Below are 15492 nucleotides of genomic sequence, written 5' to 3' on the forward strand. Positions count from 1 at the left end.
TTTCTCAACCTGCACAGGACAATACGGAGGGGTTACTCTTCGCTGCTGCCGGTGCTAATCTGCTGCGGTGCATCCACCTCAATCCGGTCGATGCGCTGTAGCCCACGCAGCAACGTGCCTTTCCGCCCGCGCTCCCCCTGATACTTCTGAAGCTCGTTCGGACGCAGCACCAGCTTACGTTTACCGAAATACAGCGTGACGGAAGCCTGTGGTGGTAGCAGATACAGCCAAGCCAGACGGTCTTTACCTTCAGCAAAATCAGCCGAGGAGATGGACACTATCTTGTTGCCTTTGCCTTTCGACAACTGTGGCAGATCGGAGACAGGGAACAACAGCATTCTGCCTGCGGCAGTGATCGCCATCAGCAGGTTATCATCACCGAGGATCTCGATAGGCGCCAGCGCCTTCGCATTATCCGGCAGCGTAATAATCGCTTTACCCGCACGGTTGCGCGCGACCAGATCGTTGAAAGTACACACGAAGCCGTAGCCTGCATCCGATGCCATCAGCAGCGGCTGATCGTCTGCGGCCATCAGAACCTGTTCAATCGTTGCGCCCGGCGGCGGCGTGAGCTTGCCCGTCAGCGGCTCGCCCTGACCACGTGCGGAAGGCAGCGTGATCGGGTCCAGCGCGTAGCTGCGGCCGGTGGAGTCAATAAACACCACAGGCTGATTACTCTTACCTTTCGCGGCAGCGCGGAAGCTATCACCCGCTTTGTAACTCAGGCCAGCAGGATCGATGTCATGCCCTTTGGCGCTGCGTACCCAGCCCATTTCCGACAGCACAATGGTGACCGGTTCGGACGGCACAAAGTCGTGCTCGCTCATCGCTTTCGCTTCGCTGCGTTCATGCAGCGGCGAACGACGATCGTCGCCATAGGTTTGCGCATCCGCCTGAATTTCTTTCTTAATCAAATTGCTGAGCTTACGATCTGACGCCAGTAGCGCTTGAAGCTGATCGCGCTCTTTTGCCAGATCGTCCTGCTCACCACGGATTTTCATCTCTTCCAGCTTGGCCAAATGGCGTAATTTCAGCTCTAGGATCGCTTCAGCCTGTGTTTCGCTCAGGCTGAACTGGCGCATCAGTACCGGCTTCGGCTCATCTTCCGTGCGGATGATATGAATGACTTCATCAATATTCAGGAACGCAATCAGCAAACCTTCTAGGATATGCAGGCGCTTGAGCACTTTTTCCAGACGGTAGTTCAGACGGCGGCACACCGTATCACGACGGAATACCAGCCACTCGCTCAGGATCTCGACCAGCCCTTTCACGCTAGGACGACCATCCAGACCGATCATGTTCATGTTAACGCGATAGCTCTTTTCCAGATCGGTCGTAGCGAACAGGTGATTCATCACCTGATCCATATCGATACGGTTCGAGCGCGGCACCAGCACCAGACGGGTTGGATTCTCGTGATCGGATTCATCGCGCAGATCTTCCACCATCGGCAGCTTCTTCGCGCGCATCTGGCTAGCAATCTGTTCCAACACTTTGGCACCGGAAACCTGATGTGGCAGCGCGGTAATAACGACATCACCGTCTTCTTTCTTCCAGACGGCGCGCATACGCACCGAGCCGCGGCCATTCTGGTAGAGTTTGCGCACTTCCTCGCGCGGCGTAATGATTTCGGCTTCCGTAGGGAAATCCGGCCCTTGAACATGCTGCAATAACTCGTCCAGCGAAGCCTTCGGGTTTTCCAGCAGCATGACCGCAGCGGCGGCGACTTCGCGCACATTATGCGGTGGAATATCCGTTGCCATCCCGACGGCGATTCCGGTAGTGCCGTTCAACAGAATATTCGGCAGACGCGCAGGCAGCATCTTCGGCTCTTGCATCGTACCGTCAAAGTTCGGGATGTAATCAACCGTACCCTGTCCTAACTCAGACAGCAGGATTTCAGCATATTTGGACAGCCGCGATTCGGTATAACGCATGGCGGCGAAGGATTTCGGATCGTCCGGCGCCCCCCAGTTCCCCTGACCATCCACCAGCGGATAGCGATAAGAGAACGGCTGCGCCATCAGCACCATCGCTTCATAGCAGGCGCTGTCGCCGTGTGGGTGGTATTTACCCAGCACATCGCCCACGGTACGGGCGGATTTTTTAAATTTGGCGCTGGCATTCAGCCCCAGTTCGGACATCGCATACACAATACGACGCTGCACAGGCTTCAGGCCATCGCCAATGAACGGCAATGCCCTGTCCATGATGACGTACATGGAATAATTCAGGTATGCATTTTCGGTAAACGTGCGCAGCGCAAGGCTTTCTGCGCCGTCATGAGTCATCTCACTCATTTCTCTCATTTCCCTCACATCGCGGCGCGATGGTTACGCTTTCCGGCACGCCATAGCGGCGGTATGTTTGGCGGGAATAGTACCTTATCTGATGAGGTGATGTCACAGGGAACAATCTCGCTGAGCACCGTGTCGCGGCTTCACGCCGTTCATGGCTGATGTGAATCCGGCTGCGGCGAGAAAAGAAGGTTAGCGGTAGCGATAGACGTTCGGATGATCGGCGGTCATCGTCTCGCCATAGACGGATATTGATGGCTGATCGGGTCGCAGCATAGGCTTTCCCCTACGACCAAGCAGAATACCCTCAACGGCAGCAGCAAAAGACGCCCCTTCAAACCAGAACGCATCATGTATAAAGCTCATTCCATAACAGACACCGGTCATATCCATAAGCAGCGCACCGTGCGAGTGATGAGTTTCGCCGATCAGAATCAGCGTCGTAGCCAGAATACCTTGCCACTCCAGCAGCGTGTCATCGTCCTGCAAATCTTCATTGCCGCCAAAAATAATGTCGCCACTGGCACACGTTTCCCCTGCGCCACACTGCCCGACCGTCAGCCCGCCGAATGCGTGCAGGATGGCCGCCGCAGGATGGCTCTCCGGCACAAATGCCGGGACTGATTGTGGTGCGACATCCGGCCAACCCGCCGCCTGAAACAATGGAAGCACGGATTCGGGGATTTCAATCGACATCGTGAGTCATCTCGCGGTAGCTACTAAGGGAAAAGTCAGCGTTGATTCATCGCCCATCGCCTTCGATTGGATAGCGAACACGCCGTTTCATTAAGAATTATTCATCATCATTGCAACGCCAGATGATAATAATTAGCATATTGATAATAGTTATCATTACCACATGATAGCTAATGTTATTCCCGTTTTTGCATTTCCCTTGCAGACGTTAGCGACCAGCACGCCATGTTTCCCCAACGCCGCTGGCCAGAACAACCTTATAGCAGAGTATCACTATGTTAATTAACAAGAATTTAAATAAAATTCTTCTCACCGGCATCTTGACTGGCGTCGCGCTGAACAGCATGGCAGCGGATAGCACCACGGGCAGCAACGCACTCAGCGAGAAGAATCAGGATAATTCAGCAACGAAAGCGGAAAAAACCGACGATGTGATGACAGTGAAATCGCCAAAAATCGAGAAAAAATCGGGGTCGAGTACAACGCTGACGGCCGCAGATATGCAAAAAGAAGGCGGCAACAATTTTGGCACCATCATGCGTTATCAACCGCTGGTGAGCGCAACAGGTGCCAGCGGCGGCAGTAATACGGGGAAAAGCGGTTTCGACCGTGGCGGTTACACGGGCTACAACATTCGCGGCATTGAAAGCAACCGTGTTGCTATCGATACCGATGGTATCGCTCTACCCAATGCCACGGGTCGCAGCTACGCCAGCCGTGCCGGATTCAATACGTTTGGGATGGGACGCGACTATATCGATCCTTACGTGTACAGCCGCGTTGATATTGAGTCAGGCGTCACCTCCGCCGAAAATACCATCAACGCACTCGGAGGCAGTGTCTCCTTTCGACCAAAATCTGCTGATGATTATCTGAAGGCGGGCAAGCAGGATTACTTCGGTTTCCAGAGTGACTACGATTCCGCCAACCATGGTTGGCATAACGGCATCACCACCGCAGGCGGTGATGACGAATTGCGCGGCGTGGTCGTGCTCAGCCGCCGCGACGGCCAGCAAACGCGTAATAACAGCGACGAGATCGCCGCTTACCCCGCCAACTGGCACTCTAACGCCATTTTGGCGTCCGGTATTTGGCAGGCCAACGACGAGCATCAGCTCACTGGAACGCTGGATTACTACCACAAAACCAACCACACCCATTATGACTACTGGGGTAGCCTGCCAAACGGCAACAACACCATTTACGGCACCGCGCAACAAAGCAGCGAGACACGCCGCTGGACCGCCAGCCTGAAAGATCGCTGGACGCCCGTTAACAATACGCTGGTCGATTTGGTTGATAGCCGTATTTACTTCCAAAACAGCGAATCACACGACAACACCTGGCTGCCCGCAACCACTGGGATGGCGGCAGCGGATAGCCACCGTGTCTATTCCGACTACAATGTCACCACCTATGGGTTCGATACCCATATGGTGAAAAGCTGGGATCGCCACGAATTCAGTTGGGGTCTTAATGCCAGCCAAAGCAAAACAGAGCGCCCGTTCAGGCAATCGCCGAATCAAACGGGTTCCAATAACATCATGCAGCCAGAAGCCGATAGTAACAGCTACACCGTCGGCGGCTTTGTGCAGGATACCGCTACGTGGGATCTGGCGGGACACGCCTTCTCGGTTGTCCCTGCCGTACGCACCATTCATCAACGCACCAAACCGACCAATACGGTTCGCCTGAGCGGTGACGGAAGTGTCATCAGTGAATCCGATGTCAACAAGCTGTACGGTAAAGCCAACAGTGATACGCAAGTCCTGCCTTCACTGAGCTTCCTCTATGACATCACCCCAACGCTGACAACCTATGTGCAGTACCGTCGCGGGGCGCAGTTCCCAGATGCCAGCCAGCTTTATGGCAGCACCAACCTGGACGCCAACTATGCCGGACCGTTCCAGTATGCCTTTATCGGCAACAGCGACCTCAAGACGGAAACCAGCAACAACGTCGAATGGGGCTTAAAAGGTGAAGCGACGGAGGGAATCACCTTCCGTACCGCACTGTTCTACAACACGTATAAGAATTTTATCGCCAACACCCGCTACCGTCGTAGCGCTAACCCCGATAAATTCACCAATGTGCCAAGTAATATCAGTACGATATATCAGGCAGAAAACCGCGATAAAGCGTATATCTACGGCGGCGAAGTCAGCAGCAAGATACAGCTAGGCACCTGGTTCCCGTCCGTTGATGGACTCAGCACCACGCTGGCGTTTGGCTACACCAAAGGTCAATCGAAATCCCGCTACCTTGGCGATCGTTATGTCGATCTCGACAGCGTGGCTCCGATGAAAGCCGTGATAGGTATCGCCTACGACGACCCTGCACAGCGCTACGGTGCTGCCGTGACATCGACCTTCCAGAAAGGGAAACAGGCGAAAGATACCAATCGTGAAAGCTATTCCAATGCAGGCAACGCAATCACCGCATCGAGTGCCGAATATATGCGCATTCCCGGCTACGGCATGGTTGACCTGACGGCTTACTATCGCATCAGCAAGAACGTGAAAGTTAACGGCGGCGTGTATAATCTGACTGACCGTAAATATTGGGATTATCTCAGCAGCCGTCAGATTGAGACCAACGACCGTCAGGGGCAGTATGACCGCGCCCTCTCCGTACAACCAGGTCGTTCCTTCCAATTGGGCGTGAACGTGGACTTCTAATCCGCATCACTCACGCTGTCATTGAACAGGCGATGCCTCATTCGGGCATCGCCACCACTCAGGCAAGAATGCACACCGCAGCTTTAGGCGTTAGATCCACCATCCACGGTGATCCCAGTTCCCGTAATCTGTCGAGCCCCTGGGCTAGCTAGAAAAGCCACTGCAGCAGCAATGTCCTCGGGTTTGCCATAATGACCGAGTGCAATCAACGCTCGTTGCGCTTCTGCGTAATCGCCATCAGCCGGATTCATATCTGTATCAGTTGACCCCGGATGCACCAAATTCACAGTGATGCCATTCGGCCCCAACTCACGTGCCAGCCCGCGGGTGAAAGAAAGTAACGCAGATTTGGACATTGCGTACACCGACAATCCCGGTATAGAAACACGCTCAGCGGCACTCGATCCTATAGAGATAATGCGGCCGCCCTGACCTAAGTGTGGAATTGCCGCTTGCGATGCCAGCACCACAGCACGCACGTTCACGTTCAGCGTGTCATCAATATCTGCAAGGCTCAGTTGTGACAACATGCCGCCACGAGCAACCCCTGCGTTATTGACCAGGATATCCAGACCGCCCAGCATTTGTGCCGCTTCATTCACCGAACGCACAACGGCTTCGGCGTCCGCACTATCGGCCTTTATCGCGAAGGCACGACGGCCTTTTGATTCAATCGCCCGCACCACGTCCAATGCCCTAGCCTCAGAGTTCTGGTAGGTGATCGCCACATCTGCGCCTTTTTCCGCCAGTTCAAGCGCAATAGCCGCGCCAATACCGCGAGATGCGCCGGTCACCAGCGCTTTTTTACCTGCAAGTTCAGTCATTGCTTCCCCTATTTTGTAATGATTGATATATAATTTTATAAGCGCCCTATGGGTAACCGTCAATTTATTTATGTAACGAACGATGCAGAATTCACTTAATTCTAAAAACGCCTCAACGGAACGCCCCGCCAAAGGGCGGCCGCGTGGGTTCGATCGCGAAAAAGCGCTAGAAAAGGCGACATATCTTTTCTGGCGCAAGGGCTTTTCAGCCACTTCTTTGTCCGATCTCACTGCTGCGATGGGGATTGGGTCGCCCAGCCTATATGCCGCGTTTGGGTCAAAAGAGGAACTGTACGCCGAAGCGGTTCGCTACTACACCGAACACTACGGTCCACGCGTTTGGGCGGGTTTCGATAGCGCTCAGACGGCTCGTGACGCCGTTCAAGCCTACCTGATGGATTCAGCCGCAGCACTCACAGGTACGAACGGCTCAGACGATCCTCCCGGCTGCATGCTCGCGCTGTCCGCCGTCGGCGAAGAGGGAAATACCACCCTTGGCGCTATCGTGCGGGATGCACGCGCACAGGCGCTGAAAAAGCTAGAAACACGCTTTGAGCAAGCGGTTTACGAGGGGGAATTAGACGCCGCGCTGAACGTTAACGGACTGGCGCGCTATGTTTTCGCGATACAGGGCGGAATGGCGCTGCAATCACGCGATGGCACCAGCCGCACAGAACTTGAGAATATCGTTCAATGCGCCCTGTCAGGATGGGATGCGCAGGTGAGATGTGAGAAACGTTGAGCCGCAGTGGTTAACCAGCACCGTAAAGAAAACGACAAAGTCGGGCGAACAGTCTTAAGGATCAGTGGCAAGGCCATTTGCTGAAAACTGAAAAGAAGAAAGCCGGCTGTATCATGAGCGTTTTGCTCACCATACAGGCAGCTTGTCACTTTTTGTTTGGCTAATGCAGGAGTCGGTAGTTAGACCTCGATCTCCGCCTTGTCACCCTTCTCTTGCAGCCAGTTGCGGCGATCTTCCGAGCGTTTCTTCGCCAGCAGCATATCCATCATCGCCATTGTCTGATCGATGTCGTCTTCGTTGATGGTCAACTGCACCAGACGGCGCGTATTCGGATCCAGTGTGGTCTCGCGCAGTTGTAGCGGGTTCATTTCGCCCAATCCTTTAAAACGCTGAACGTTTGGCTTGCCTTTCTTGCGCTTAAGCTGTTCCAGCACGCCCGCTTTTTCCTCTTCGTCCAGCGCGTAGTAAACCTCTTTGCCCAGATCGATACGGTACAGCGGCGGCATCGCGACATAAACGTGACCACCCTGAACCAGCGCTCGGAAATGGCGAACAAACAGCGCGCACAGCAGCGTCGCAATGTGCAAGCCATCGGAATCCGCATCCGCCAGAATACAGATCTTACCGTAACGCAGTTGGCTGAGATCGTCGCTGTCAGGATCTATGCCGATCGCCACCGAAATATCGTGCACTTCCTGCGACGCCAGAACCTCATCGGAGGACACTTCCCAGGTATTCAGGATCTTCCCTTTCAGCGGCATGATCGCCTGGAATTCACGCTCGCGCGCCTGCTTCGCCGAGCCACCCGCCGAATCCCCTTCCACCAGAAACAGCTCGGTTCGGCTGAGATCCTGTGAGGTACAATCGGCCAGTTTTCCCGGCAGTGCCGGCCCACTAGTCAGCTTTTTACGCACCACTTTTTTGGCGGCACGCATACGGCGCTGCGCGCTGGAAATCGCCAGCTCGGCCAGTTGCTCCGCCGCTTGCACATTTTGGTTCAACCACAGGCTGAACGCGTCTTTCACCACGCCGGATACAAACGCGGCACACTGGCGAGAAGAAAGGCGTTCTTTGGTCTGCCCGGCAAACTGCGGTTCCTGCATTTTAACCGACAGCACATAAGCACAACGTTCCCAGATATCGTCTGCGCTCAGCTTCACGCCACGCGGCAGAATATTGCGGAATTCGCAAAATTCACGCATCGCATCCAGTAGCCCCTGACGCAAACCGTTAACGTGCGTCCCACCCATTGGCGTCGGAATCAGGTTAACGTAGCTTTCCGTCAGCAGTTCACCGCCTTCCGGTAGCCAGAGCAACGCCCAGTCTACGGCTTCGGTCTCGCCAGCAATCGACCCCAGAAACGGTTTTTCTGGCAGCGTGATAAGGCCATTCACCGCTTCACACAGGTAGTCATTCAGGCCATCCTGATAGCACCAGCGCTGCTCGGTATTATTAACTTTGTCTTTAAAGATGATTTCCACACCGGGGCATAAGACCGCTTTGGCCTTCAGCAGGTGAGTTAAACGGGAGACGGAAAACCGGGCACTGTCAAAGAACGTCTCATCCGGCCAGAAATGCACGCGCGTCCCAGTGTTACGACGCCCACAGGTGCCCGTTACGGTGAGATCCTGTACTTTATCGCCGTTGGCAAACGCGATGTCATACACTTGACCGTCGCGCTTAACGGTGACTTCAACACGGGTAGACAGGGCGTTCACCACGGAAATCCCTACGCCGTGCAAGCCGCCCGAGAACTGGTAGTTTTTACCGGAAAATTTACCGCCTGCGTGCAGCCGACACAGAATCAGCTCAACGGCAGGCACCCCCTCTTCTGGGTGAATATCCACCGGCATACCACGGCCGTCATCAATCACTTCCAGCGACTGATCGGCGTGCAGAATCACATCAATTCGGCGTGCATGACCCGCCAGCGCTTCATCAACGCTGTTATCTATGACCTCTTGTCCCAGATGGTTAGGACGCGTGGTATCGGTGTACATTCCCGGACGACGGCGCACCGGTTCCAGTCCGCTGAGTACTTCAATCGCATCAGCGTTATAACTTGATTGAGCCATAGTTTGCGTTAATTCTTTGAGTTCAGTGAATGGTGTTTAACGAGCCGCTTTCGGCGGATCGTTTTTCAATGCATAGGTGGTGATTCAGTCTGTCGTGAGCCCTAAAAAATTCACAATCGGTGCGAAAAAGTGCTCAAATCCAACAAAGGCATGATTGCCCCCTGACTCCACAGTTTGACGGCAGGCCGTGTAATACGCGACTGCCTGACGATAATCCAGCACCTCATCCCCTGTCTGCAACAGCAGCCAGAGCAAATCCGGCGATTCCAGTCGGTCAACCTGCATGACCTTCAGATCGTAAACGTGCCGAGACTCTAGCACATATTTTTCACCGGTGTAGGGGTTCTGATATTCGCCCAGATGGTCCAGCAACAGTTCAAACGGCTTCACCGCAGGGTTCACCACCACGGCAGGCAGCATAAAACACTGGGATAACCAGGTGGCATAATAACCACCGAGGGAAGAGCCAACAATGCCCACCGGACGGCCGGCCCGCTCCATAATCAGCGACTCCATCATCTCAGCCGCCTCCGACGGATACGGTGGAAGCTGTGGAATCACCATATCAATTTCAGGATGCTGCTCAGCCAGCCACGTTTGCAGCGCGGTCGCTTTTGCCGACTGTGGCGTACTGTTGAAGCCGTGCAGATAAAGAAGCGTGGGCATTAGTAACCGTCCGAATCCATGTCAGGCAGGAATTCGCTACCCGACAGACGATAAACCTCAGTTTCCAGACGCCCATCCGGCAGCAGATCCAGATAGCGCCAACCCGGCGCGACCTCATCAATCGTGAAGTTAGTACAGTGCGGTTTAAACTGCACGCAGGTCGACGGCGTCGCCAGCAAACGGCGGCCATGCCAGTCAAAATCCATCTCCTGATGAATATGCCCACACAGCACGGTGTTCACCTGCGGATAGCGATCCAGCACCGCAGATAGGCTATGAGCATTACGCAAACTGTGCTGGTCGAGCCAGGTACAGCCGGAAGGATGCGGATGATGGTGTAGTAGTAACAGCGTAAAGCGGTCAGGCTGACTTTTCAGGCTGCGCTCCAACCATTCAAGCTGGTATTCGCTCAGCTCGCCATGCGGGACGCCAAATACTTGGCTATCCAACAGAATTATCTGCCACTTGTCGCCCAACAGCACATGCTTAGACGGCGCAATACCGGCGTCAGCCAGCGCATCGACCATCGCCGGTTGGAAATCATGATTACCGGGAAGCCATACGCAAGGTGCTGGGATCTGCGCAATGCCGCGCGAGAAGTGATGATAGGCCTCCAGCGTGTGATCCTGCGCCAAATCGCCCGTCGCCACGATTAAATCAAACGCATCCTGCCGAGCCTTGATGGCATTCAGCACCGCGTGATAGCTACGATAGGTGTTGATACCCAGCAAGGTTTCATGCTCGCCCGCAAAAAGATGGGTATCCGTTATTTGTAAAATCCTGACTCTGGCGCCACTCGCCACAGGCAGTGTCAACAGGCTTTCCAAATGGTGTCCTTGGTTACGTAAATCTGTCTCTACCCGTCATCTCTCAAATTGCAGAATACGTTAGCTTCCCTTGATGGCCCGACTGTCGCCATCCTGCGCCTTGAAATCTATTGGGTATCGAAAACCGGTATCGACATCGAACCATACGCCAAACAATATTTTAGCCAATCAGCAAGAAACTGATTAATTTGATGCTTTTCGTCACGTTGATGTAACTTCTTATTAGGATAATCATAACGTGCTTTGAAGCGAAAGATCTGCTGGCTGGCACACACTTCCGCAACCAGTGCATCATGATACAGCCTAACGCTCATCATTGGCAGGCTCCAGTAGCTGACAGTGGGTGCTGTCTGCTTAATTTCGACCAATGAGGTATAGCGGGTAGATTCAAGTATCGTCAGTTGATAGACCGCATTATTGGCGTGATAAACCGCGATTTCACCGACTTCATCACTTTTCGGCAGCAAACGCCGTAATTGCATAAAGTTGGTTTCACATAGCCTCATCATGGCGGGGAAATCCGGAGTATAACGTTTCATCAATTCAACCCACCCACGCGCGTTTCAGTTCTTCATGGTGCAACGCCAACCATTGCAAGGCAATGACAGACGCGGCGTTATCAACGATGCCTTCTTCAACCCATTGATAACTTTGCTCACGACTCACGACATGTACACGAATATCTTCATTTTCGTCCGCCAGGCCATGAATGCCTTTCGCTGTTCTAGTATCCACTTCGCCCACCATCACCGCCAGACGTTCACTGGTGCCACCGGGACTGGCGAGATAGTTGATTATCGGTCGACAACGGCCAACCCTTAATCCGGCTTCTTCTTGTGCTTCGCGCCGCGCCACGTCTTCGTGGCTTTCTCCTAACTCAATCATGCCAGCCACCAGCTCAAACAGCCAGGGAGACGCACTAGTGTCATAGGCAGCAATCCGAATCTGTTCTATTAATACCACTTCATCACGCACTGGATCGTAAGGCAACAGCACGACAGCATGGCCACGCTCTAGGATCTCACGACTGACTTCACCGCTCATGCCGCCATTAAACAGGCGATGACGGAAGCGGTAACGCTCCAGCGAAAAAAAACCGTCGTACAGCGTTTCGCGTGCAATAATTTCTACATCATCTTTGGTGAAAGTAACTGGGCCGGATGCGGAAGACGACATGACTGCACTCCTGTAACAAGTATTAATGGAATCCGGTATTGTATGGCGGAATCCGCTGTCATTATACTCATCATTGTTTTTGAACGTTTATTAGGCGTGACGTCGGCGAAGTGAAGGGGGTTCCCGTACATCGCATCACGTTTCGGTACCTTACTGAACAGCAAAACATCGCACTGAATCATCCAAGAGGTCAATTTACCTGACCATTTGGACATATTCCGCTGAAAGATGGCACGTTCAGCTACCTTATCCTATTGGCAGATTCTGATAGAATCGACAATTATTCGTCTACAGACAGCGCTACCATAGCGAGATTGCTGCACAACAAGGAATGCAAATGAAGAAATTGCTCCCTCTTCTGATTGGTCTGAGCCTGGGCGGTTTTAGCGCCATGAGTCAGGCGGAAAACCTGTTACAGGTCTACCAGCAGGCAAAAAGCACCAACCCTGATCTACGCAGCGCTGCGGCAACCCGCGACGCCGCATTTGAAAAGATTAACGAATCACGTAGCCCGTTACTGCCGCAGTTGGGAATCAACGCCGGTTATACCTATAACAAAGGTTACCGTGACAGCAATGGCGTCAACAACAACGAGAAAAGCGCAACATTGCAGTTAACCCAGACGTTGTTCGACATGTCCAAATGGCGTGCGCTGACGTTGCAGGAAAAACAAGCGGGTATTGAAGACGTCACCTATCAGACCGCCCAGCAAAACCTGATGCTGAACACAGCAACCGCCTATTTCAACGTCCTGCGTGCAATTGACTCACTGTCTTACATCAATGCGCAGAAGCAGGCAATTTATCGTCAGTTGGATCAAACGACACAGCGCTTCAACGTCGGTCTGGTCGCGATTACCGACGTACAGAACGCCCGCTCCCAATACGACAGCGTGTTAGCTAATGAAGTGTTGACGCGTAATACGCTGGATAACGCATTGGAATCACTGCGCCAGATTACCGGTAATTTCTACCCACAGTTGGCCGGCCTGAACATCGAGCGTTTCTCTACACAGAAGCCTGAAGCCGTTAACAACCTGCTGAAAGAGGCGGAAAACCGCAACCTGAACCTGTTGTCCGCGCGTTTGAGCCAGGATTTGGCGCGTGAGCAGATTCGCTCCGCCGAAACGGGCTATATGCCAACGCTGGATCTCACTGCATCAACAGGTGTGAGTGATACTCGCTATTCCGGTTCCCGCACAAATAGCGGCAACTTCAACGACACCGACGCAGGGCAACACCGCGTTGGCATTAACTTCACTCTGCCACTTTATAGCGGCGGCGCGACCAACTCTCAGGTGAAACAGGCGCAGCACAGCTACGTCAGCTCCAGTGAACTACTGGAAAGCGCACACCGTTCTGTTATCCAAACGGTACGTTCATCGTTTAACAATATTTCAGCCTCCATCAGCAGCATCAATGCATACAAACAAGCTGAAGTGTCCGCACAAAGCTCTCTGGATGCGATGGAGGCCGGTTATCAAGTAGGCACACGTACTATTGTTGACGTACTGGATGCCACCACCACGCTGTATAACGCCAAACAGCAGCTTTCCAGCGCACGTTATGATTATCTGATCAATCAGCTAAACATCAAATCCGCGCAGGGCACGCTGAATGAAGCCGATCTGCAAGCACTGAATGCATCACTGGGTCAGCCAGTTTCAACCACACCGGCCGTAACGGACAACAGCGCTCCTCAGGCAATCACCGCCTCGGCACAGCGTTAATCAGCGAGTCGCGTTTACACGCATCAAATACAGGGGAACCACGGTTCCCCTTTTTTATTGGTTCACGCTTAAGCGCGATAAACCTTAAAAAAGGGGGCATACAATGACAGCTATTGATTTCCTGATGACAGGTCTTGATATGTCCGCTTTTTCCGAACGCCTCAAAGCACTGAGGGAAGCCCGAGGGCTAACCCAGACACGACTTGCCGAGATGATAGACGTCCAGCCCAGAGCCTATAACCGCTGGGAGCGGGGGCACATTTTCCCGCAACTGGAGACGCTGCTAAAGCTGGCTGATGTGTTACAGGTTTCGCTGGATGAACTGGTGGGGAGAGTCGAGGCCAGCAAGGATGTGAAGATCCGCAATGCCGAGTTACACGAACTCTGGCAACAGGCGGATGCGCTGCCGGATGAAGAGCAAAGAGCGTTGATTATGGTGATTGACAGTTTTGTGACTAAAGTCAACGTGGAGAAGGCAGTGAAGAAGAGTGTGAGACAACGTTAAAACAGCGCGGCGGTAATGGGTTGCCCCCCACTGCCGCCGCTCACCACAACCAACTGGAAGGAGTTGACTATGGCTGCGCATGATTCTACGTCACGCAACACGGTAAATACAGCAACTAAAACAGAACGTTACTACACGGTGGGATACGCCCCACAAAACGGCAAGCCTAACCCGCCGTCGGCGATTAACCTTAAAGGCCGCTGGCTGGAAGAGTCGGGTTTTATGACCGGGATGCCGATTACCGTGACGGTGGAGCGGGGAAGGATAGTGATTGAGACGGAGATTAATGTCTGATCGTTGAGCTAAACAGCAGATAAAAAATAGCCGGAAGGATCGTGGGATCGCTTCCGGCGTTATTTTTAATTAATTTCGATAGCTTCCTTACCATTAATTAGAACATCAAAACAAGATTCAATGTCCTTCCCATATTTATATATGTATTCATCAAAAACACCGTATATAACATCATCACCATACATGAGTATAATGTATCCGTTATCACATTCACCAATAGGAACCAAAGGACATTCTGTTATTTTTTCATAACTTTCAACTTGTTCCTTGTATAGTTCCAAGATAGCTTTTTCGGGGTCTATATAGAAAAACTTACTAGACCTATTAGTATCTTTGTAAGCAGAGTGATATCCTTGAAAACCGTTATATTCCTGTAAAAACGAAATCAATCCATCTGAAACAGAGTAGCCAGAATTTTCTATGCTTTCCAAGCACTTAGACAGGTCAGTATCCTGTCTTTTTATTTCGCCATATTTTGACGCTAGGTCAACTAATTTATTCATATAATTACCCACTCGTAACTATCGTACCAAATATGGTAGTTTGACAATTAGAACACATTGGGAATGCTTCGCCTGATATAGTTTTCACTGTATGAACCTCTAAATTTTCTAACCTCGCTCCATCCAGCAAAGCCTGATTCACACCTTTGAATTCTGCACAATTTTGAACAGGCCATCTTTCTAAGCTAGGACTAGGCATTCTTTCTGCCAAATGAGGGTGAATAAAATTAGGAAGAGGTCGCCCACTGAATCCATAATAGACTTTACCTGTAGCCTTATCGACTACCGCCGATGTTGCTCTGGGTAACTTACTTCTTTGTGTATTTGATGTAGCACTATCACGAAGTTCCTGTGCTTTTCTTTGTGCTAACTCTTTGGAACACCCAGCCAACCCAAACGGATCGACCCAACTGACAGGGTTATGCACATACCCGTAGTTACTCTCACCCCCCAACACCCCTATCGGGTCATAGGGAT

The 15492-nt window shown here is 52.5% G+C and carries 14 protein-coding genes and 1 pseudogene; 5 read left to right on the forward strand and 10 right to left on the reverse strand.

Annotation, left to right across the window (positions count from 1 at the left end; all coding sequences use genetic code 11):
* Positions 1–32: 32 nt before the first annotated feature.
* Complete coding sequence (gene parC, locus H0247_RS14670; RefSeq protein ID WP_180743195.1) at positions 33–2303, reverse strand: DNA topoisomerase IV subunit A; 2271 nt, start codon at positions 2301–2303, stop codon at positions 33–35.
* A 189-nt stretch (positions 2304–2492) separates the two neighbouring features.
* On the reverse strand, positions 2493–2996 hold the full coding sequence (locus H0247_RS14675) for an SUKH-3 domain-containing protein (RefSeq protein WP_180743196.1): 504 nt from the start codon (positions 2994–2996) through the stop codon (positions 2493–2495).
* A 275-nt stretch (positions 2997–3271) separates the two neighbouring features.
* Between H0247_RS14675 and H0247_RS14680 the strand changes: the two genes are divergently transcribed.
* Positions 3272–5674 (forward strand): TonB-dependent receptor domain-containing protein, encoded by a 2403-nt coding sequence (locus tag H0247_RS14680; protein WP_180743197.1) that lies wholly within the window; start codon positions 3272–3274, stop codon positions 5672–5674.
* An 83-nt stretch (positions 5675–5757) separates the two neighbouring features.
* Here H0247_RS14680 and H0247_RS14685 read toward each other — a convergent pair whose 3' ends face one another.
* The gene (locus H0247_RS14685; RefSeq protein ID WP_180743198.1) at positions 5758–6498 is read right to left on the reverse strand and encodes a 3-oxoacyl-ACP reductase family protein; all 741 of its coding nucleotides are present in this window, start codon (positions 6496–6498) and stop codon (positions 5758–5760) included.
* Positions 6499–6580: 82 nt separating this feature from the next.
* Here H0247_RS14685 and H0247_RS14690 point away from each other — a divergent pair, with 82 nt between their 5' ends.
* Complete coding sequence (locus tag H0247_RS14690; protein ID WP_180743199.1) at positions 6581–7240, forward strand: TetR/AcrR family transcriptional regulator; 660 nt, start codon at positions 6581–6583, stop codon at positions 7238–7240.
* Positions 7241–7419: 179 nt separating this feature from the next.
* On the opposite strand, the gene parE is transcribed toward H0247_RS14690, so the two are convergent.
* The 5 genes from parE to nudF all read right to left on the reverse strand — a co-directional run bounded on the left by parE (position 7420) and on the right by nudF (position 11984).
* Positions 7420–9315, reverse strand: a complete 1896-nt coding sequence (gene parE / locus H0247_RS14695; RefSeq protein ID WP_180743200.1) for a DNA topoisomerase IV subunit B — start codon at positions 9313–9315, stop codon at positions 7420–7422.
* Positions 9316–9399: 84 nt separating this feature from the next.
* On the reverse strand, positions 9400–9981 hold the full coding sequence (yqiA, locus tag H0247_RS14700; RefSeq protein WP_010280221.1) for an esterase YqiA: 582 nt from the start codon (positions 9979–9981) through the stop codon (positions 9400–9402).
* The gene (gene cpdA, locus H0247_RS14705; RefSeq protein ID WP_180743201.1) at positions 9981–10808 is read right to left on the reverse strand and encodes a 3',5'-cyclic-AMP phosphodiesterase; all 828 of its coding nucleotides are present in this window, start codon (positions 10806–10808) and stop codon (positions 9981–9983) included. The genes yqiA and cpdA overlap by 1 nt, the downstream gene beginning before the upstream one ends.
* A gap of 107 nt (positions 10809–10915) precedes the next feature.
* Positions 10916–11347: a DUF1249 family protein gene (locus H0247_RS14710; RefSeq protein ID WP_180743202.1), complete on the reverse strand. Its 432-nt coding sequence runs from the start codon at positions 11345–11347 to the stop codon at positions 10916–10918.
* A gap of 4 nt (positions 11348–11351) precedes the next feature.
* Positions 11352–11984 carry an ADP-ribose diphosphatase gene (nudF, locus tag H0247_RS14715; RefSeq protein ID WP_180743203.1) on the reverse strand — a complete coding sequence of 211 codons (633 nt, stop codon included), beginning with the start codon at positions 11982–11984 and terminating at the stop codon, positions 11352–11354.
* A gap of 337 nt (positions 11985–12321) precedes the next feature.
* Between nudF and tolC the strand changes: the two genes are divergently transcribed.
* From tolC to H0247_RS14730, 3 genes are all read left to right on the forward strand, one after another.
* Positions 12322–13713 carry an outer membrane channel protein TolC gene (tolC, locus tag H0247_RS14720; RefSeq protein ID WP_180743204.1) on the forward strand — a complete coding sequence of 464 codons (1392 nt, stop codon included), beginning with the start codon at positions 12322–12324 and terminating at the stop codon, positions 13711–13713.
* A 103-nt stretch (positions 13714–13816) separates the two neighbouring features.
* A complete protein-coding gene (locus H0247_RS14725; RefSeq protein ID WP_033569058.1) occupies positions 13817–14218 on the forward strand; it encodes a helix-turn-helix domain-containing protein in 402 nt (133 codons plus the stop codon).
* A 69-nt stretch (positions 14219–14287) separates the two neighbouring features.
* Positions 14288–14512, forward strand: a complete 225-nt coding sequence (locus tag H0247_RS14730) for a SymE family type I addiction module toxin (RefSeq protein ID WP_033569057.1) — start codon at positions 14288–14290, stop codon at positions 14510–14512.
* A gap of 65 nt (positions 14513–14577) precedes the next feature.
* Here H0247_RS14730 and H0247_RS14735 read toward each other — a convergent pair whose 3' ends face one another.
* Both H0247_RS14735 and H0247_RS14740 read right to left on the reverse strand, forming a co-directional pair.
* On the reverse strand, positions 14578–15015 hold the full coding sequence (locus H0247_RS14735; RefSeq protein WP_180743205.1) for an SUKH-3 domain-containing protein: 438 nt from the start codon (positions 15013–15015) through the stop codon (positions 14578–14580).
* Positions 15016–15019: 4 nt separating this feature from the next.
* Positions 15020–15492: pseudogene (locus H0247_RS14740) on the reverse strand (YwqJ-related putative deaminase); the annotation flags it as partial.

The sequence above is a fragment of the Pectobacterium sp. CFBP8739 genome, from assembly GCF_013449375.1.
GTDB lineage: Bacteria > Pseudomonadota > Gammaproteobacteria > Enterobacterales > Enterobacteriaceae > Pectobacterium.

Bases quoted from the DNA above. Each gene is read 5' to 3' on its own strand.
- nudF (WP_180743203.1), bottom strand. From the start codon at position 11,984: ATGTCGTCTTCCGCATCCGGCCCAGTTACTTTCACCAAAGATGATGTA.
- H0247_RS14680 (WP_180743197.1), top strand. From the start codon at position 3,272: ATGTTAATTAACAAGAATTTAAATAAAATTCTTCTCACCGGCATCTTG.
- H0247_RS14710 (WP_180743202.1), bottom strand. From the start codon at position 11,347: ATGAAACGTTATACTCCGGATTTCCCCGCCATGATGAGGCTATGTGAA.
- parE (WP_180743200.1), bottom strand. From the start codon at position 9,315: ATGGCTCAATCAAGTTATAACGCTGATGCGATTGAAGTACTCAGCGGA.
- H0247_RS14735 (WP_180743205.1), bottom strand. From the start codon at position 15,015: ATGAATAAATTAGTTGACCTAGCGTCAAAATATGGCGAAATAAAAAGA.
- H0247_RS14690 (WP_180743199.1), top strand. From the start codon at position 6,581: ATGCAGAATTCACTTAATTCTAAAAACGCCTCAACGGAACGCCCCGCC.
- parC (WP_180743195.1), bottom strand. From the start codon at position 2,303: ATGAGTGAGATGACTCATGACGGCGCAGAAAGCCTTGCGCTGCGCACG.
- H0247_RS14730 (WP_033569057.1), top strand. From the start codon at position 14,288: ATGGCTGCGCATGATTCTACGTCACGCAACACGGTAAATACAGCAACT.
- H0247_RS14685 (WP_180743198.1), bottom strand. From the start codon at position 6,498: ATGACTGAACTTGCAGGTAAAAAAGCGCTGGTGACCGGCGCATCTCGC.
- tolC (WP_180743204.1), top strand. From the start codon at position 12,322: ATGAAGAAATTGCTCCCTCTTCTGATTGGTCTGAGCCTGGGCGGTTTT.
- H0247_RS14675 (WP_180743196.1), bottom strand. From the start codon at position 2,996: ATGTCGATTGAAATCCCCGAATCCGTGCTTCCATTGTTTCAGGCGGCG.
- yqiA (WP_010280221.1), bottom strand. From the start codon at position 9,981: ATGCCCACGCTTCTTTATCTGCACGGCTTCAACAGTACGCCACAGTCG.
- H0247_RS14725 (WP_033569058.1), top strand. From the start codon at position 13,817: ATGACAGCTATTGATTTCCTGATGACAGGTCTTGATATGTCCGCTTTT.